An 18183-nucleotide genomic window follows, 5' to 3' on the forward strand; every position below is an offset into this window, starting at 1 on the left:
AATGGATGCCGCGGGCGCCGCGCATCTGCATCGCCCGCCGTCAGCCCCCCGAGCAAGCGGCGTGCCCGGCCCGCCCGGGCACGCCGCTTGCTTGCGCATGAGGCCAGGCCCGGACGATGCCGGGCCCCATCCAAGGAGTCAGCCATGAATCTGTCCCGAGTCGTTCTCCCCGCCGTCGCCCTGAGTCTCTCGGCCCTGGCCTTTCAGGCCCCGGCGCAAACCATGCAAGGCGGCGCCACTGCGGTTCGCAGCAACGAGCAGATCGACGACCAGTACAAGCTGGACAAGAAGCGCTGCGACGGCATGAAGGGCAATCAGAAGGACGTCTGCCAGCAGCAAGCCGAAGCCACGCGCGACAAGGCCCGGGCCGATGCCAAGGCCGGCAAGGAAAAGGCCGAGGCCTCGCATGACGCGGCCAAGGTGCGCAACGACGCCGACTACAAGGTCGGCAAGGAGAAATGCGACGGCATGTCCGGCAACGCCAAGGACGCCTGCATGGCGGACCTGAAAACGCGGTACGGAAAATGAAGTCAGGACCGGTCCTGTTTCCTGGCAGACGCCGCGGCGGGCGCATCCGCGTCCGCCGCGGCGTACTCTTCCAGCCGGTTGTACAGCGTCTTGGGGCTGATGCCGAGCACGGCGGCAGCCTGCTTTTTCACGCCGTTGCACCGCTCCAGCGTCGCCAGGATCAGGCGCCGGTCCGCTTCCGCCAGCGTTTCTCCCACCGGCACGCTCACCTGGCCAGCCGCGCCGTCGCCGGCCGGCGACACCCGTGGCGTCAGCATGTCCGCCTCCAGTGCGTCGCCTTCCGCCATGATGAACGCGCGCCGCACGTAGTTCTTGAGTTCCCGCACATTGCCGGGCCACCCGTACTGCTGCAGCGCCGCCACCGCCCGCTGCGAGAAATGCTTGTTCTTGCCCGCCTCCTGGTTCAACCCTTGCAGGAAACGATTGGCGAGGAACAGGATGTCGTCGCCGCGTTCGCGCAGCGCGGGCAGCTTGATGGGAAAGACGCTGAGCCGGTAGTAAAGATCTTCACGCAGCTTGCCTTCCTTGACCGCCTGCTCGGGATCGCGGTTGGTGGCGGCGACGATCCGGATATCGCAGGCGATCTCCCGGTTGGTCCCCACCCGCATGAACTGCCCGGTTTCCAGCACGCGCAGCAGCTTCACCTGCAGATCCAGCGGCATCTCGGTCACTTCATCCAGGAACAAGGTGCCGCCGTCGGCACGCTCGAAATAGCCCTTGTGCTGGCGGTCGGCGCCGGTGAAGCTGCCGCGTTCATGCCCGAACATTTCGCTTTCGATCAGGTTGGGCGAGATTGCGCCGCAGTTCACCGCGATCAGCGGACGCTGGCGGCGCGCGCTGAGTTCATGGACGGCATGCGCGGCCAATTCCTTGCCCGTGCCGCTCTCGCCGATCAGCAAGATCGTAACGTTGGTGGGCGCCACGCGGCCGATCTGGCGGTAGACGTCCTGCATGCCGGCGGATGCGCCATACATCCTGCCGTAGCGGCCGGGTTCCTCGAACGGCGCGCCGGCAGGATCGCTGCCCGAGTTCGCGCTCACGCGGGCGAAGATGCCGTTCAGGCGCTCCATGCAGATGGGCTTGACGAGATAGTCGGTAGCCCCCAAACGCAGGGCCTGGACGGCGTTGTCCACGGTGCCGTGGCCGGTCATCACCACCACCTCGGCGCTGGCCGCGGCCTCATTCTTGAAGATGTCCATGCCGCTGCCTTCGGGCAGGCGGATGTCGGTCAGCACCAGGTCGGGCGCGTGTCGTTCCAGCTGGATCAGCGCGTCCTTGACGCTCGCAGCCAGCGCCACGGAAAACCCGTTCTCGCGGCCGATCTCGGCCAGGGTTTCGCGTATCGTGGGGTCGTCGTCAACGATCAGCAGATGGGGCATGCCTACTCCGTATCGCGAATGTTGCGCTCAGTTATCCAGCATAGCGACTACGGCCGAAGGCAGGGTAAATGTTCGATACTTTCCATCAACGTTTTCGTATGCTTGCAAATCGTCGCATCCCGGACCGCTGCGTCCCTCTAGCATGATCGGATGCGCATGGCCCCAAGGCCGGGCCAAGGAATCAGCATGGCGAATCGCACCCCCAACGCCGCGCGCGAGACGGCGTCCGCGTCTACGGGCGTACTCACGGATGTATCCGGCCTGTCCCCCGTGATGCAGAAGCTGGGCGCGCAACTACAGCTGGCGGCGGCCACCGACGCCAGCGTTTTCATCGTGGGCGAAAGCGGAACCGGCAAGGAAATCGTCGCGCGCGCCATCCACGACGCGAGCGAGCGCCGCGCGCAGCCCTTTGTCGCCGTGAACTGCGGGGCCATCAGCGGCAGCCTGGCGCACGCTGAGCTATTCGGCCATGAAAAAGGCAGCTTCACCGGCGCCGTGGCCCAGAACGCGGGCTACTTCGAATACGCCAGCGGCGGGACGCTGTTCCTGGACGAAGTGACCGAAATGCCGCCTGACCTGCAGGTCAATTTCCTGCGCGTGCTCGAGGCGGGCACCTACCAGCGCGTGGGCGGCTCCGATCTGCTGCGCGCCAATGTCCGCATCATCTGCGCCAGTAACCGCGATCCCCACGCGTCGGTCGCCGAAGGCCGCCTGCGTCAGGACTTCCTGCACCGTCTGCTGGTGATCCCGCTGCGCGTGCCGCCCCTGCGCGAGCGCGGCGACGACGCGATGGTGCTGGCGCACTGGTTCCTCAATACCCTGAACACGGCGCACGGCACGCGGAAAGCCTTCAGCCCACGCATGCTGGAAGCGATCTCCACGCACGATTGGCCCGGCAACGTGCGTGAATTGCGCAATGCGGTGCAACGCGCGTACATCCTGGCGGACGACGAGCTCGCCGCCGACCTGCTGCCCCGCGCCCGCGACGAGCAGCGCGCCACCGTGCGGGATGGCGCACTGACCCTTCCCGTGGGCATGCCGCTGGATGAGGCGCAGCGCGCCTTCATTCTCGCTACCCTCGCGCATCATTCAGGCGACAAGCGCATTACCGCCGAGACGCTGGGACTCAGCCTGAAGACGCTCTACAACCGTCTGGACGGGTACGAGAAGGACGGCACCGGCCTCTGATTTCCACGTGCCGGCGGCATTTCTTACCGGCGCCTTGTAATACTGAGGCAGCAAGCGGACACGATTTCCGCACCCTGCCCGCTGCGGGACCTGGCACGGACCTTGCTTAAGTTTCTGGATGGGCTGCCCGTCGGCAGCCGCTGTCCAGGAGACTCGATTGGTCTACCCCACGCAAGAATTGCGCCTGCGCCAGCAGATGACGCTGGCGCCCCGGCTGCAGCAATCCGTCAAGCTGCTGCAGATGACCGCGCTGGAATTCACCACTGCGGTGGAACAGGCGCTGGCCAGCAATCCGTTCCTGGAAGAAGCCGATGAGCAGGAGGCTGAACCGGGCGCCGTCGCGGGGGTCTTTCCTCCCGCCGCCGACACCACCGCACCGGACCCAGCGCCGCAGGTCGAGCCGCCCATGCCGGACGCGCCCGCCTACTCCGGCGACTATCCGACGCGCGGCCAGGGCGAAGGCCAGGAACGCGATCAAGGGCTTTGGGCCGCCTCGACGCTTTCGATGAGCCAGCACCTGTCGCTGGAACTGGGCAACTATCAGCTGGCGCCGCGCGACCGCCTATTGACGGAGTTCATCATCGATGCGCTTGATGACGACGGCTACCTGCGCGTGCCGCTGGCCAGCCTGTGGGGCGACGCGCACCGCGGCGCCGACGCCGTCCCCGACGAGGACGAATGGATGACGGCGCTGCGCCTGGTCCAGCAGCTGGACGCCCCAGGGCTGGCCGCGCGCGATCTGGCCGAATGCCTGTCGCTGCAGTTGGCGGCAGCCAGCGGCATCGGCGACGAACTGCGGGCCCTGGCCTTGCGCATCGTGCGCGAACAGCTCGATCGGCTGGCCCGCAACGATTGCGCGGGCCTGCGCCAGCAGCTGGGCTGCTCCGAGGAAGCGCTGCGCGAGGCCTGCGCGCTGATCCGCAGCCTGGACCCCAAGCCGGGCGGCCGCTATAGCGCCGAAGCGCCTGTCTATGTCGTGCCCGACGTGTTCGTGGACAAATGGCAATCGCGCTGGCGCGTGCTGCCCAACCGCAACGCCATGCCCCAGGCGCGGCTGCACCAAACCTATGCCGAACTGTTCCGGCGCGCCCGCCTGGACGATCGCAGCCCCATGGCGCAGGAACTCCAGGAAGCTCGCTGGCTGGTGCGCAACGTCGAACAGCGCTACGTCACCATCCAGCGCGTGGCCGAAGCCATCGTCAAGCGCCAGCAGACCTTCTTCGAGTATGGCGACGTAGCCTTGCGGCCGCTGATGCTGCGCGAAGTGGCCGACGACCTGGACATGCATGAGTCCACGGTGTCTCGCGCGACCGTCGGCAAGTACATGGTGACGCCGCGCGGGGTTTTTGAATTCCGCCATTTCTTTTCGCGCGAACTGGCCACCGACACCGGCGGTTCCTGCTCCGCCACGGCGGTGCGCGCCCTCATCAAGGAAATGGTAGAGGCCGAGGACCCGGCCATGCCGCTGTCCGACGTGGCGCTGACCCAGCAATTGGCCGCGAACGGCATCCTGCTGGCGCGGCGCACGGTATCGAAGTATCGCGGCCAATTGCGCATGCCGCCCGCGGAATTGCGCCGTCGCCACTAGCCCGCGCGCAAGGCCCGCCGTCGAGCGACCGCAAGCGCTAGGCGTCCTGGCGGGTTCCATCCGGCGCGCTGTCCAGCATGCCCTGTACGCGCTCCGACAGCTTGTCCAACCGAAAGGGTTTCACGATCAGCTCCAGTCCCTGTTCCAGAAAGCCCTGGCCGCGCGCGGCGCTCTCGGCGTAGCCCGTCATCAGCAACACGCGCAGGCCGGGACGCGCCACGCGGGCGGCGTCGGCCAACTGCCGGCCGTTGAGTCCCGGCAATCCGACGTCGGTCACAAGCAGGTCAATGCCGCGCGCGGATTGCAAGAACTCCAGTCCAGCCTCGCCGTCTGCCGCGGCCAGCACCTCCAAGCCCAGTTCGGCCAGGCATTCGCACACCATCTCGCGCACGTTCGCATCGTCTTCCACCACCAGCACGACTTCCTTGCGCGCCGCGCCTGGGGCGGCCTGCGCCGGGCGCTCGCCATTCTGCACGCTTTCGGGCGCGCCATCATGGCGCGGCAGGAACAGCCTGACCGTGGTGCCTATGTCTACGGTGCTCTCCAGGCCGGCGGCGCCGCCCGCCTGCTTGGCGAAGCCGTAAATCATGGACAGGCCCAGGCCCGTGCCCTGGCCCATCGGCTTGGTGGTGAAGAACGGGTCGAAAGCATGCGCCAGCACGTCAGGCGCCATGCCGCAGCCTTCGTCCGTCACCGAGACTTCGACGAAGCGTCCCGAATGCGCGCCGACCGACTGCAGCAGCAGGGGATCGTCCGGCTCCACGTTGCGCGCAGCAACCGTCAGCGTGCCGCCGTTGGGCATGGCATCGCAGGCGTTGATCACCAGGTTCAGCATGGCGTTCTCGAACTGGTTCTTGTCGCAGCAGACCGTCCACAGTTCCTGCCGCAGGTCCAAGCGCAACGCCACCCGTTCGCCGGTATAGCGGTGAAACAAGGCGACCATGGACTGCAGCGCGGAGGCCGCGCAGAACGGTTTGGGGTCGATCGGTTGCCGCCGCGAAAAGGTCAGCAGCCGTTGCGTCAGATGGGCCGCCCGGTTGGCCGAATCCATGGCGACGTCCACAAAGCGCAAAGCCTGTTCCGGCGCGCCCGCGGTGATCTTGCGCTGCACCAGGTACAGCGCCCCAGAGATCCCTTGCAGCATGTTGTTGAAGTCGTGGGCGATGCCGCCGGTCAAGCGCCCCACCGCTTCCATCTTCTGGGACTGGCGCAAGGCATTCTCGGTATCGCGCAGGGCCTGGGATTGCAGCTTCAGGTCGGTGTCGTCCCGCCCCGCCACATAAAGGCTGTCCTGCGCCCAGGACATGCTCCAGGTTATCCAGCAATGGCTGCCGTCACGCTTGAGCATGCGGTTTTCCAGGTGCCTGGCGGCGGGCCGCGGGCCCATGTCCTCCGAGGCCCAGCTCCATGCCCCCAGGGTCGCCGCCAGATCCTCGGGATGGACCAGTTCGGACAGTTCCATCGTCAAGAACTGTTCGGGCGTCCAGCCCAGGATGACGCGCACGGCCGGATTGACGCTGACGAAGCGCCCTTGCCGGTCGATCACCGCCAGCAATTCCGGAGACAGGCGCCATATCCGGTCCCGCTCGGCGATCGCATCCTCGACGCGCTGCTCCAGGGTGCGCGCGTACTGCGAACGTTCGACCGCGCCGCACATGCGTTCCGCCACTTCCTCGATGAACGCGATGTCGCTGTTCTTGAGACGGCTGCCCGACGCGGGGCATGCCAGCAAGGCGCCTTTATGCCTGCCCCAGCGCCGCAGCGGCGCCACAATCGCCCAAGGACGGATCTCGCCGCCGGCTTCTCCCAGCAGGGGCGCCAGATAGGTCGTGCGCCCCTGGCGTAGCGCCGCGTTGTAGTCGTCGCCCAGGGCATCGAGCGGGTGCGGCGGCTGTCCCAGCAGCTCGACGCCCGGCGGCCAACATGAGGAGATGGCAGGCCCCTGGCCCTCGCCTTCCGCATCCAGCACCGCAACCTGGGCCAGCGCCAGATGCTGGCACAAGCCTTCGCAAGCCGCCCGCTCGATGTCCTCCTGCCGATGCAGTTCGCGCATGCGGTCACCGAGGGCGGCCAGGTAGTTCTTGCGGTGCTGCCCTTCCCACAGCTCGGCTTCCGCCGTCTTGCGCGCCGTCACGTCCAGGAACAGTGCCATCATCCGGCCGGGGCCGTCCTTGCGCGCGCGGGCTTCGTACCAGGCTTCCTTGGGCGCGGGCACCATGAACTCGAACTGCGTCGGCTCGCCGCTATCCACCACCTGGGCGAAGGTGTCCATGATCTGCCCGGGCACGCCGGGAATCATCTCTCGCAAGGTATGGCCCAGGGTGTCGCCCTCCTTCATGCCGGTCTGGCGCTCGAATGCGGGATTGACCTCCAGGAAGCGGAAATCGACGATGCGCCCGGCGTCGTCGCGCAACGCCTCGCTGAGAAAAAACGCCTCCTGCATGCCCGCGAACATGGCGCGCCAGCGCTCGCCGCTCTGGCGCAAGGCCAGTTCTGTCAGATGACGTTCTATCGCCAGGGCAGCGCTGCGCGTGACCAGGGCAATCGCATCGATATCATGGGCCGACGGTGTACGCGCGACGCCGTAGTAGTTGGAAAAAATACCCAGCAGGCGTCCGTCGGGCGCCTTGATCGGGGTGGACCAGCAGGCTCGCAAGCCGTGCGACAAGGCCAGGTCCCGCCAGCGTTCCCAGCCCGGACTCAAGGCGATATCGTCCACGTAGACCGGACTGCCGGTGTAGGCCGCCTCGCCCCATGACGCCGTGCCGGGACCGATGGCGGCCCTGTGCACCGCCGCGTTATAGGCCGCCGGCAGGCTGGGCGCGGCGCCGTGCAGCAGGAAGCCGCCGGTATCGTCCACCAGCGCGATGGCGGTGCGCAGATCTATGCTGGATTGCGCCTCGATGGCATGCAGCACATGTTCCAGCACCTCGGCCAACGGCACGCCGGCGGCGATCCGCTGCAACATGATGCGCTCGTCCTCCAGGCGGGCAAGCGTGTCCGTCCAGGGTAGCGCCACTTGGTCTCGCTTGGTCAGCATCTCGGCCCCTTTGCCCCCGACTGTATTGCGGGAGTGGCCGCGCAGCCGAAACGCTAGGTAACCCGACGCTACGGATCGCCCGCGGATAGCGGCCGGTTCAGCAATCCGTCTTCAGCGGTTCGCGTTCCAGCCGCAACGCCTGGAGGGCCTCGGGCTTGTCGACCAGCACGCATTGCTTGCCGGTGCGGGTGCAATGGTCTTTGACGCGCCAGTACGCACCGTGGCTGACGCAACCGGTCTGGCAGATCACCAGGTCCGCGGCGACCAGGCTGGCTTCCAGCGTATTGCCGTCGGTATCGGCGCCGCCGTCATGGCCGAGATAACGTCCGCCGGCCAGTTCGACCATCTTGCGGGTCAGCGCCAGCGCGACGGCATCCTCGCCCACGCAGAGCACCGCTTTTTCACGCAGCACCACCGCGGAAGGCGCGGGCCGCCAGGCCGGCGGCTCCGTAAGCGTCTCCAGTTCGCGCGCGGCGGCGCCAGCGCGTCCCTGCCAGGCCAAGCGTTCGCGCATCAGGGTCTGCACCCGTTCCATCAGTTGGGTGACGCTGCGGGCCAGCGCCACGCGCCGGGGCAAGCCGGGAATGGAGGTCTCCAGCGCCTTGCGGTCTTCGCGCGCCCAGGCCAGCGCGGTGTCGCGCAGGATGACCGCCGCACGCAGACGCATGGCCTCGCTCTCCAGATACAGGATGCGCGCCGCCTGCGCCGCCAGCAGCCGGCTGCAATGCGCTTGCGCCTGTCCGTAGGCGGCCAGCAGCGCGGCATGCTCGCGCCGCAGGTTCTGGCTGTCGGGGGAGATAGGATTCATCGCGGCCCTCGGATCTGGTTGGGGATGCTGCTCTATGGGCGGGCCGCTAATTATAAATGAGAATTACTAGCTTTTAGCGCGAATTCTAGGAGGCGCTGCCCCCCACCGCGGCGGACGCCGGTGCGCGGCCCGTGCGCCGGTACAGGCCGGCGCTGATCGCCAGCGCCAAGACCAGCAGCGCGCCCGCCATCGCCGCAACGCCGGGCCACTGGCCGGTGGTCCAGAAGTGGCCGCCCCAGGCGCCGAGCACGCTGGCGCCGACGTAGTACACCAGCAGATAAAGCGATGCCGCCAGCGCCTTGTAGCCGCGCGCCATCTGCCCGACCCAGCCGCTGGCGACCGCGTGGGCGGCGAAAAAGCCGAAGGTGAACACCACGATCCCGGCTATCAGCAGCGGCAGCCAGTTGGACAGGGTCAACAGCAGGCCGGCCAACGCCATTCCGGTGGCGGCCGAAAGCATTGCGCCGCGGCCATGACGGTCGGCCAGACGGCCGAACCAGGTCGACGCGAAAATCCCGACCAGATACACCACGAAGATGAAGCCGATAAAGGTCTGGCTCAGCGAAAACGGCGGCAGCAGCAGGCGGAAACCCACGTAGTTGTAGACCGTGACGAAGGCGCCCATCAGCAGGCCGCCCAGCGCAAACAACCCGCACAGGGGGCCGTTCTTCAGATGCGAGGCGGCGCCCGCGCGCACATCGCCCCACACGCCGGTCCACCCCCTGCCCCGCTGCGGCGCAAACCTGCGCGACGCGGGCAGCAGCCAGACGAACAGCACCGCCGCTACGATACCCACAAGGCCCAGCGTCGCCAGCGCGGCGCGCCAGCCGAAATGATCGGACACCAGGCCAGTGATGACGCGGCCGGACAAGCCGCCGAAGGCGCTGCCGCCGATGTACAGGCCCATGGCGAAACCCAGGGTGCCCGGTTCGACCTCTTCGGCCAGATAGGCCATAGCCAGCGCCGGCACTCCGCCCATGGCCAGGCCTTGCAGGGCGCGCAGCGCCAGCAGGCTGTGCCAGTCTGGCGCCGCGGCGGCGATGGTGCCCAGCACCGCGGACGCAAACAGCGATAGCGCCATGGCGCGCTTGCGCGGCACGGCTTGCGAAAACAGGCCCACGAAAAAAATGGCCACCGCCAGGAAACCGGTGCATAGCGACAGCACCAGGCTGCTTTGGGCAGCCGATACGCCGAAAGCGTGGGTGAACAGAGGCATCAGCGGCTGCACGCAATACAGCAGCGAAAACGTGGAAAAGCCGGCCGCGAACAAGGCCCATTGGGCGCGCCGCAACCCCGCAGTGCCGCGGGCAAGATGATCGGAAGGCGTGAGAACAGGCGCCGCCGGGGCGGACTCGGAGGTTGAAGAGGAAGAACAGGCGGAGGGGGAAGACATCGGAATTCTCGAAAGCAGCGGGCATGCAGCCCACGCGATCAAGGTAGACTTTTCCCCTTCATATGTCCAATATATGAAACTCACTCCCGCCATATTTAATAACGATGGAACTGCGCCACCTGCGCTATTTCACCGCCGTCGCCGAAGAACTGCACTTCACGCGCGCCGCCGCCAGGCTGGGCATAGGCCAGCCACCGCTGAGCCAGCAGATCCAGCAGCTGGAGCGCGAGATCGGCACCCCGCTCTTTCTGCGCCTGCCGCGAGGCATCGCGCTGACCGAAGCCGGCGCGCAGTTCCTGGACGACGCGCGTGCCATCCTCGCCAGCGCCGACCGCGCCATCGACACGGCTCGTCGCCTGGGGCGCGGGGAACGCGGTGCGATCACGGTGGGATTCACGGCATCCGCCGTGTTCCACCCCTATTTGCCGCAGGCCATCCGCGCCTACCGGGACCGCTATCCCGACGTGCGCGTGACGCTCACGGAAAGCAACACGGTCTCGCTGCTGCGCGGCCTGCGCGCAGGCGAAGTCGACGTGGCATTCGTGCGTCCGCCTTACGTGCTGGACCCGGAATTCGAATCCGAACGCGTGCTCGATGAACCCATGCTGGTGGCCTTGCCGCCCGACCACCCGCTCAGCCGCAAGCGCAGCGTGCCGATCGCGGCGCTGGCGGATGAGGACTTCGTGCTGTATCCGCGTCCCATCGGCGCCGGCCTGTACGACGCGATCATGTCGGCCTGTCTGCGCGCCGGTTTCGCGCCGCGGGTCATCCAGGAAGCGCCGCAAATGGCATCCATCGTCAGCCTGGTGGCGGCCGGCGTCGGCATTTCCATCGTGCCCGCGGCGATGCGGCACATGGGCGCGCAAGGCATCGAGTACCGGCCGATCAAGGGCGACGCGCCGCACGCGCTGCTGGACATGGCCTACCGCCGCCACGACCGTTCGACCGCGGCCGCCAATGCCGTCGACATGTTGCGCGAACTGGCCCACCCCTAGGAGGCGCCACGGTTTCGCACTGTCGCGTTTGTCATCTTCTGTAAGACCCGCGTCCGGACCGCAATGTAAATTTGGCGCGCGCGGCGGTCCGTCCCTGTCGAGGGGCACGGCGCCGCGCGATTCCAACCTGTCTAAAGGTGAAATAGTGCGACGTACCCTTCTGGCCTTGGCCATCGCGACGATCCCCGGCCTGGCCGCTGCCGCCGGGCTGGCCTCTTCCATCGGTTCCGTGACCGTCTACCAGGACCGCGCCGTCGTGACGCGCGCCGCCAGCAGCGAGCTGGCCGCCGGCGAGCATGAATTGGTGCTGGAGAAGCTGCCCGCCAGCCTGCAGGAAAATTCCTTGCAGGTCTCAGCCAAGAGCACCGGCCAGGCCACGCTGCTGGACGTGAAAGTGCGCGACGCCTATCAGGCCGACACCGCCAACGAGCGCGTCAAGCAGCTGGAAGAACAAGTGCGCAAGCTGCAGGGCCAGCAGGCGCTGCTGGACGATGAGGCCGCGGTGCTGGACAACCAGCGCGAGCTGGTGCTGATGATGCAGCGCGGCGCCACCGAACCCGCCAAGGACGGCGCGCGCCTGACCTTGGACGAACTGAAGGCGATCCAGTCGCTGAGTGCGGATTCACTGGCCCGCGCGCTGGCCGGACTACGCCGCGTCGCGGAGCAGAAAGAGGCGCTGGAGCGCGAACTCACCGCCTTGCAGAACCAGCTGGGCCAATTGCAGAACTCGCTCAATCGCCGCACCAAGACCGTCACCTTGCGCGTCAACCTGGCGCGCGCGGGCAAGCTGGACCTGAACGTTTCCTACGCCGTGGCCGGCGCGCGCTGGACGCCCGCCTATGACGCGCGCCTGCGTCCGGCGGACCGCAGCGTGGACCTGGGCTACTTCGGCGTCATCCGCCAGAACACCGGCGAAGACTGGAACAACGTCAAGCTCACGCTGTCGACCGCGCGCCCCTCGCTGGGCGGCGGCGCGCCCGCGCTGCAGCCGTGGATCGTGGATGTGGCCGCCCCGCCGCCTCCGCCCCGCCCGCGTCCCAGCCCCGCTCCGGTGGCGGCCATGCAGCAGGCCGAAGCCCAGGCCAAGATGTCGCGCCAGCGGGTCCAGTCTTTCGAGGACGCCGGGGCGCCCGCCGTCGAGATTGTGCCGGAACCGCTGGAGCAGGCCACCGCCCAGGTGCAGGCCGAAGCGACGAGCGCATCGTTCCAGATCAAGAATCCGGCCACGCTGCTGTCCGACAACTCCTCGCAGCGCGTGGCCATCGCCACGGCCAAGCTGCCTGCCACGCTGCAGTACCAGTCCACGCCGGCGCTGCGCGAAGCCATGTTCCTGACGGCGCATGCCAGCAACAACACCGACTTCCCGTTCCTGGCCGGCTCGCTCAACACCTTCCTGGACGACGCCTTCGTGGCGGCCAGCGCCATGAAGGCGGTGATGCCCGGCGAGAAGCTCGAACTGGCGCTGGGCGCCGATGAAGGCATTTCGATCAAGCGCCAGCTGGTCAACCGCTATACCGAAAGCACCGGTTTTTCCGGCAGCGGCAAGCGCGTGACCTACGAGTACAAGATCACGGTCAAGAACAACAAGGCCACCAAGGAGCAAGTGTCGTTCAAGGACCGCCTGCCCATCTCGCGCAACGAGAAGATCGTGGTCAAGCTGCTGTCGCCGGCCGACCGCGAGATCAAGCGCGAGGAAGACGGCAAGCTGGTCTGGGACTGGGAAATGGAGCCCGGCAAGTCGCGCGAAACGGTGTTGAAATTCTCGGTGGACTATCCGGGCGATATCGACGTCTCCGGCATCTGACGCGCTCAGCGCATCTGGAACGCCTCCTGGTGGAACAGTTCGCTCACCGGCATGCCGCGCCGGTGCAGCCCATCCTTCAAGGCATCGGCGAATCCCGCCGGGCCGCAAAACCACACGCTGGGCCAGGGCGCGCCCGGTGTGTGGTGCTCGGCCAGCTCGGCGGCCGTCAGCGGCCGCTGGGTTTCGCTGTAGCGCACCTGCAGCGTCACATTCGGGACGCGCGCGCATAGCGCTTTCAGGTGATCCGCGAACGGCGCGTCATCGGCGTTGCGGCCGCAGTAGTACAGGGTCGCGACCGGTGCAGTGTCCGGGTCCGTCTGCAGCGATTCCATCCATGATATGAACGGCGTGACGCCGATGCCGGCCGCCACCCAGATCTGCGGCCTCCCATCGTCGCGTTGGAAGTCGAAACAGCCATAGGGACCTTCGATAATGACGTCCTGCCCCACCTGCAGGCTGCGCTGCAGGCGCCGCGTGTAGTCCCCCAAGGCCTTGATGGAGAACTGCACCCGGCCGGTGCCATCGTCCGCGCCGGACACCGTGTAGGGGTGCGCGCCCTCACGCCGGTTCGTGGTCAGGAAGGCGAACTGCCCGGCGCGATGGTGCCAATTGCCCTCCACCCTACAGGTCAGCGCCAGTATGTCGTCGGAAAGATGATCTATGGCCAGCACCTGCCCCCTATAGCGGCGGCCGCGCCCGATATTGCCGGTCAGCGCCATCAGGGCGCACACCGTCCCCACCGCCGTGCATATCGCCACCATCCAGCCGGCCGGCTGCCACCACCAGGCGGCAGGCGTCAACACCACGCCATGGAAGGCGACCACCAGGAAGATCACCGCAGCGATGCGATGGACCTGGCGCCAGATGTGGTACGGAAAGCGCCGCCACAAGGTGAGTAGCACCATCGCCGCCAGGATCCACACGGCCCATTCGCCGATGTCCTTGGCCGAGCCGCGGAACATGTCCAGCAAGGCTGCGGCCCGCGGCGTCTTCGGCACTGGGTCGAACAGCGCCAGCAGCAGCGGCTTGCCCAGCTTGATCAGGTAATGCGCCGCCGCCAGCGCGGCCGCCAGGATGCCGCTCCATTTGTGCAGCCGGTACATCTTGTCCAGTCCGCCCATCCGCGTTTCCAGCCACCTCGGACGCACCGCCAGCAGCATGATCAGGGTCATGATCGCATAGGCGCCCAGGCCGGTCAGCAGGATGAGTTGGTCGCGCGCGGTCCAGACATTGAGTTCGGCCGGAGGTTGAGCCCACCAGGCCCCGGCCCAGGCCAGCAGGGAGATCAACAGGACGGCGGCCAGTGTGCGTCGCATCGGTTCATCGCTCCATCTAGGGAACCGCGCCACCGAGCGCGGTCCGCATGGAGCCATGGTAAATCCGCCTGTGGGGTGGATTCTCTCTGCGCGGCCGCAGTCTTGATCGGGGTCAAGTCCGCCGAAAATCGGGATGGTCCGGACGGGGCCGGCCAGCGCCAGGATACTCCATGGCAGCGGAACGATGGCTCAATGGCTGCGGCAGAACTCGATGAAGGCGTCGGCTTCCAGCGGCACGGAAATCCCGTAGCCTTGCGCCATGTCGCAGCCCAGCTCGCGCAGTAGTTCCACGTCGCGCTCGTGCTCTACGCCTTCGGCCACCACGCGCCGACCCAGCACGCGGCCCATCTCGATGGCGGCCGCGACCACCGCGCGCGACGCGGGCTCGCGGTGCATGTGCACGATGAAGTCGCGGTCTATCTTCAGTTCCGTGAACGGCATGGCCGAGAACAGCCGCATGGAGGCGATGCCGGCGCCGAAATCGTCCATCGCCAATTCAAAGCCGCGCACCCGCAGCAGGTTCAGCGCCGAGGACAGGGCCAGCCAATCGGTCACCGGCTCGTCTTCGGTCAGCTCGACCTTGACCAGCCGCGCCGGCAGGCCGGCCTGCGCCACGCGCTGCTCCAGCAGACCCGGCAGGTCGCGCGAGCATAGCGTGGAGGCCGAGGCATTGATCGCGATGGGCACGGCGATGTCCTCGGCATGCATGCGCTGCAGGACTTCCAGCACCCGGTCGGTGACCCGGCAGAACAAGGTGCGGTCCAGGCCCAGCCGATGCGCGGCGGGCACAAAGTCCGACGCGGGGATCGCGCCCAGCTCGGGATGGTCCCAGCGCGACAGCGCCTCGGCGGCCAGCACCCGTCCCGTGGACAGGCTCATCTGCGGTTGCAGCACCACGCTCATCCCCTGCCCCGTGATCAAGGCATGGCCCAGCGCGGCCTCGATGACGTCGCGCCGCAGGGAACGCGGCCGCGGCGACTCGGCGTCGTCCTCGTCCAGGCTGCGCAGCGCCGTCTTGATCGCCTGCTGCATGGCCGTGCGCGATACCGGCTTGGACAGCGCCTGCGCGGACGGACAGCCGGCCTGCAAGGCCAGCCGCACATGCGACTGCAACAGTTCATCGCTGAGGCTGCTGATCCAGATGATGGGCGGCATGCTCTTCAGGCGGCCGGCGTCCACCAGGCGGCGCAGCTCATTGGGCAGGCGCGTGCCGTCGCCCTCGCCCGTGACGATGTCGCTGATGACCACGTCGTAGAACTGGCGCGCCAGCGCGGTGACGGCTTCGATGCTGCTGCCCAGGCCGGCCACCCGGCGGAAACCCAGCGCCAGCAGCACATTCTGCAGATAAGCGCGTTCGACCGGATGGTCTTCGACGAGTAGTATCCGTCGGGTCCCGCCGGGTTCCGTTTTAGGCATGGTCTACCGTCCTACTCATATAGGGCGGGCCCCCGCAGGCGGCCGCTGGAAACTGTGTACACCATGCTAAGGCATTCGCGCCCGGACTGTCGTTATTGCTAACGGGTTAATGCAAGCCCATCGCCGATAGTCGTAGTATCGGGAACATCAGCCAGACGGAGGCAGCCTTCCGTCGCCCCGCGGCGCGGCCGGTGCCATAATAGATGTCTTTATTTCCGCATCTACGGCACGGAGCTACCCTTGACCCGCATTGACGACCCCCTGCACGACCGCGAGGTCGGCGCGGCCGACTCCACCCAGGACAACACGCGCACGGACGATACCCGCATCAGCGCGGTCCGCCCCTTGATTTCGCCCGCACTGCTGCAAGACGAGCTGCCGGTTTCGACCGAGATCCAGACGCTGGTCGAGCAAAGCCGTGTCCAGATCGCCGACGTGCTGCACGGCCGCGACGACCGCCTGGTGCTGGTGGTCGGTCCCTGTTCCATCCATGACCATGGCCAGGCCATGGAGTACGCCCGCCTGCTGCGCACCGCCGCCGAACAGCACCAGAAGGACCTGCTCATCGTCATGCGGGTGTACTTCGAGAAGCCGCGCACCACCGTGGGCTGGAAGGGCTACATCAATGACCCGCGCCTGGACGGCAGCTTCCGCATCAACGAAGGCCTGCGCCGCGCGCGCGAGCTGCTGCAGGACATCAGCGGCCTGGGCCTGCCGATCGCGACCGAATTCCTGGACCTGCTCAGCCCGCAGTACATCGCCGACCTGATCGCCTGGGGCGCCATCGGCGCGCGCACCACCGAAAGCCCCAGCCACCGCCAACTGAGCTCGGGCCTGAGCTGCCCGCTGGGCTTCAAGAACGGCACCGACGGCGGCGTGCAGATCGCGGCCGACGCCATGGTCGCCGCCAGCGCCAAGCATGCCTTCATGGGCATGACCAAAATGGGCATGGCCGCCATCTTCGAAACCCGCGGCAACCAGGACACCCACGTCATCCTGCGCGGCGGCAAGCAAGGCCCGAACTACGATGCCGCCAGCGTCGACGCTTGCTGCGCCGCCCTGCGCGCGGCCGGCCAGCGCGAACAGGTCATGATCGACTGCTCGCACGCCAATTCCAACAAGTCGCACCTGCGCCAGGTCGACGTGGCCAACGACATTGCCGCGCAGATCGCCCAGGGCGACGGCCGCATCACCGGCGTGATGATCGAAAGCCATCTCGAAGAGGGCCGCCAGGACCTGAAGCCCGGCCTGCCGCTGCGTCGCGGCGTGTCCATCACGGACGCCTGCCTGGGCTGGTCGCAGACCGCGCCCGTGTTGGAAACGCTGGCCCTGGCCGTGCGCCAGCGCCGCGAAAAGGCCTCGAAGCAGGCCTGACGCTACGGCCTGAATCTGCGGCCTGCGTGTCGGGTCCGGGATTCAGGCCCGAAAGCCCTTTCGCTCCTGCCTTGCCGCGTCCGCCCTCAGCGGCCGACGCGGTAAGGCGCCGGATCCATGTCCGGCGCCTGGCCCGTGATCATGCAGGCCAGCAGCTTGCCCGTCACCGGTCCCAGCGTGAAACCATGATGTGCGTGGCCAAAGGCCAGCCATAGTCCTGGATGGCGCGGCGCCGGTCCGATGACCGGCCGCATGTCCGGCATGCAGGGCCGGCATCCCATCCAAGGCTCGCGCTCCACGGCCTCGCCCAGCGGCAGCAGCTGGCGGGCCAGCGCGCGCGTGCGCTGGATCTGGATCGGTGAAGGCGGCGCATCGCGCGCCGCGAATTCCGCGCCGGTCGTCAAGCGCACGCCCAGGGTCATGGGCGTCACCAGGAAACCGCTTTCGATGTCGGCCACCGGATGCGACAAGGCCGCGCCGTCCTCCAGCGCGAAGTGCTGGTGATAACCGCGCTTGACCGCCATGGGAAGGCGATAGCCCAGCGGGCGCAGGATGTCCGGCGACCACGGACCCAGCGCCACGACCACGTCGCGGGCCTCGATCAGGCCCTGTTCACCCTGCACCTGCCAACCCTTGCCCGATGGCTTGAGGCTGCGCGCGTCGCCGCGCGCCAGCACGCCGCCGCGCCGCTCGAACAAGGCCGCATAACCCTGCGTCACGGCGCCGGGGTCCGACACGTTGACCGGATCCAGCCAATGCACCGCGCCCGCCATGCGCGATAGCGAGGGCTCCAGCGCCGCCAGCGCCTGGCGGTCCAGCACGCGGTAGTTCAGGCCATAGGGCGCCAGCGCCTGCGCCTCGGCGACGGCCTGGGTCAGGCCCGCCTCGCTGCGCATGCCATCGATCCAGCCGTTGCGCCGGAATAGATGGGAGATACCTGCTTCGTCCTTGAGCGCATCGTGCTCGGCCACGCTGCGCTCGATCAGCGGCAGCATGGCCTCGGCCGCGCGCGCCAGGCGCGACGGCGCCGAATGCCACCAGTAGCGCAGCAGCCACGGCGCGATGCGCGGCAGGAAGCGGGGGTGGTAGCTCACGTCCGGCGTATTGTTCCTGGCGTAGCGCCACAGGCTGCGCCAGTCGCGCGGAAAGGCATAGGGAATCACGCTGGCGCGTTCGATCAGGCCGGCGTTGCCGTAACTGGTTTCCTCGCCGGGGCCGCGCCGGTCCAGCAGCACCACGGAACGGCCGCGCGCCGCCAGATGCAGGGCGGTGCTGACCCCGACGATGCCCGCACCCAAGACCAAGGCGTCTGTTTTCATGCGGCGGATTCTGCTCTCGCAGGCGGTGTTCGGCA

General features: G+C 67.5%; 13 protein-coding genes. 6 read left to right on the forward strand and 7 right to left on the reverse strand.

The features are described from left to right. Positions 1-144: 144 nt before the first annotated feature. Entirely contained in the window at positions 145-528 is a 384-nt protein-coding gene (locus tag AXYL_RS16200) for a hypothetical protein (protein ID WP_013393898.1), read from the forward strand. A gap of 2 nt (positions 529-530) precedes the next feature. On the opposite strand, the gene AXYL_RS16205 is transcribed toward AXYL_RS16200, so the two are convergent. Next, entirely contained in the window at positions 531-1907 is a 1377-nt protein-coding gene (locus tag AXYL_RS16205; protein WP_013393899.1) for a sigma-54-dependent transcriptional regulator, read from the reverse strand. A 273-nt stretch (positions 1908-2180) separates the two neighbouring features. On the opposite strand from AXYL_RS16205, the gene AXYL_RS16210 reads away from it, so the two are divergent. Next, a complete protein-coding gene (locus AXYL_RS16210) occupies positions 2181-3095 on the forward strand; it encodes a sigma-54 interaction domain-containing protein (protein WP_041655643.1) in 915 nt (304 codons plus the stop codon). Positions 3096-3213: 118 nt separating this feature from the next. Continuing rightward, a complete protein-coding gene (locus AXYL_RS16215; RefSeq protein ID WP_041653686.1) occupies positions 3214-4683 on the forward strand; it encodes an RNA polymerase factor sigma-54 in 1470 nt (489 codons plus the stop codon). 37 nt (positions 4684-4720) lie between these two features. On the opposite strand, the gene AXYL_RS16220 is transcribed toward AXYL_RS16215, so the two are convergent. From AXYL_RS16220 to AXYL_RS16230, 3 genes are all read right to left on the reverse strand, one after another. Beyond that, on the reverse strand, positions 4721-7723 hold the full coding sequence (locus AXYL_RS16220; RefSeq protein ID WP_013393902.1) for a GAF domain-containing protein: 3003 nt from the start codon (positions 7721-7723) through the stop codon (positions 4721-4723). 97 nt (positions 7724-7820) lie between these two features. Continuing rightward, positions 7821-8531 carry a DUF2325 domain-containing protein gene (locus AXYL_RS16225; RefSeq protein ID WP_013393903.1) on the reverse strand — a complete coding sequence of 237 codons (711 nt, stop codon included), beginning with the start codon at positions 8529-8531 and terminating at the stop codon, positions 7821-7823. An 85-nt stretch (positions 8532-8616) separates the two neighbouring features. Continuing rightward, on the reverse strand, positions 8617-9924 hold the full coding sequence (locus AXYL_RS16230; RefSeq protein WP_013393904.1) for an MFS transporter: 1308 nt from the start codon (positions 9922-9924) through the stop codon (positions 8617-8619). Between the two features lie 104 nt (positions 9925-10028). Here AXYL_RS16230 and AXYL_RS16235 point away from each other — a divergent pair, with 104 nt between their 5' ends. Next, positions 10029-10919, forward strand: a complete 891-nt coding sequence (locus tag AXYL_RS16235) for a LysR family transcriptional regulator (protein ID WP_013393905.1) — start codon at positions 10029-10031, stop codon at positions 10917-10919. A gap of 145 nt (positions 10920-11064) precedes the next feature. Beyond that, a complete protein-coding gene (locus AXYL_RS16240) occupies positions 11065-12723 on the forward strand; it encodes a mucoidy inhibitor MuiA family protein (RefSeq protein ID WP_013393906.1) in 1659 nt (552 codons plus the stop codon). Between the two features lie 5 nt (positions 12724-12728). Here AXYL_RS16240 and AXYL_RS16245 read toward each other — a convergent pair whose 3' ends face one another. Beyond that, the gene (locus tag AXYL_RS16245) at positions 12729-14039 is read right to left on the reverse strand and encodes a ferric reductase-like transmembrane domain-containing protein (RefSeq protein ID WP_013393907.1); all 1311 of its coding nucleotides are present in this window, start codon (positions 14037-14039) and stop codon (positions 12729-12731) included. A gap of 189 nt (positions 14040-14228) precedes the next feature. Next, complete coding sequence (locus AXYL_RS16250) at positions 14229-15455, reverse strand: EAL domain-containing protein (protein ID WP_013393908.1); 1227 nt, start codon at positions 15453-15455, stop codon at positions 14229-14231. A gap of 240 nt (positions 15456-15695) precedes the next feature. On the opposite strand from AXYL_RS16250, the gene AXYL_RS16255 reads away from it, so the two are divergent. Further along, a complete protein-coding gene (locus AXYL_RS16255) occupies positions 15696-16829 on the forward strand; it encodes a 3-deoxy-7-phosphoheptulonate synthase (RefSeq protein ID WP_013393909.1) in 1134 nt (377 codons plus the stop codon). Between the two features lie 86 nt (positions 16830-16915). Here the strand turns inward: AXYL_RS16255 and AXYL_RS16260 are convergent, their stop codons facing one another. After that, on the reverse strand, positions 16916-18148 hold the full coding sequence (locus tag AXYL_RS16260; protein ID WP_041653699.1) for an NAD(P)/FAD-dependent oxidoreductase: 1233 nt from the start codon (positions 18146-18148) through the stop codon (positions 16916-16918). Positions 18149-18183: the final 35 nt, after the last annotated feature.

Origin of the sequence: Achromobacter xylosoxidans A8 (assembly GCF_000165835.1) — a bacterium.
Taxonomy (GTDB): domain Bacteria; phylum Pseudomonadota; class Gammaproteobacteria; order Burkholderiales; family Burkholderiaceae_B; genus Achromobacter; species Achromobacter xylosoxidans_B.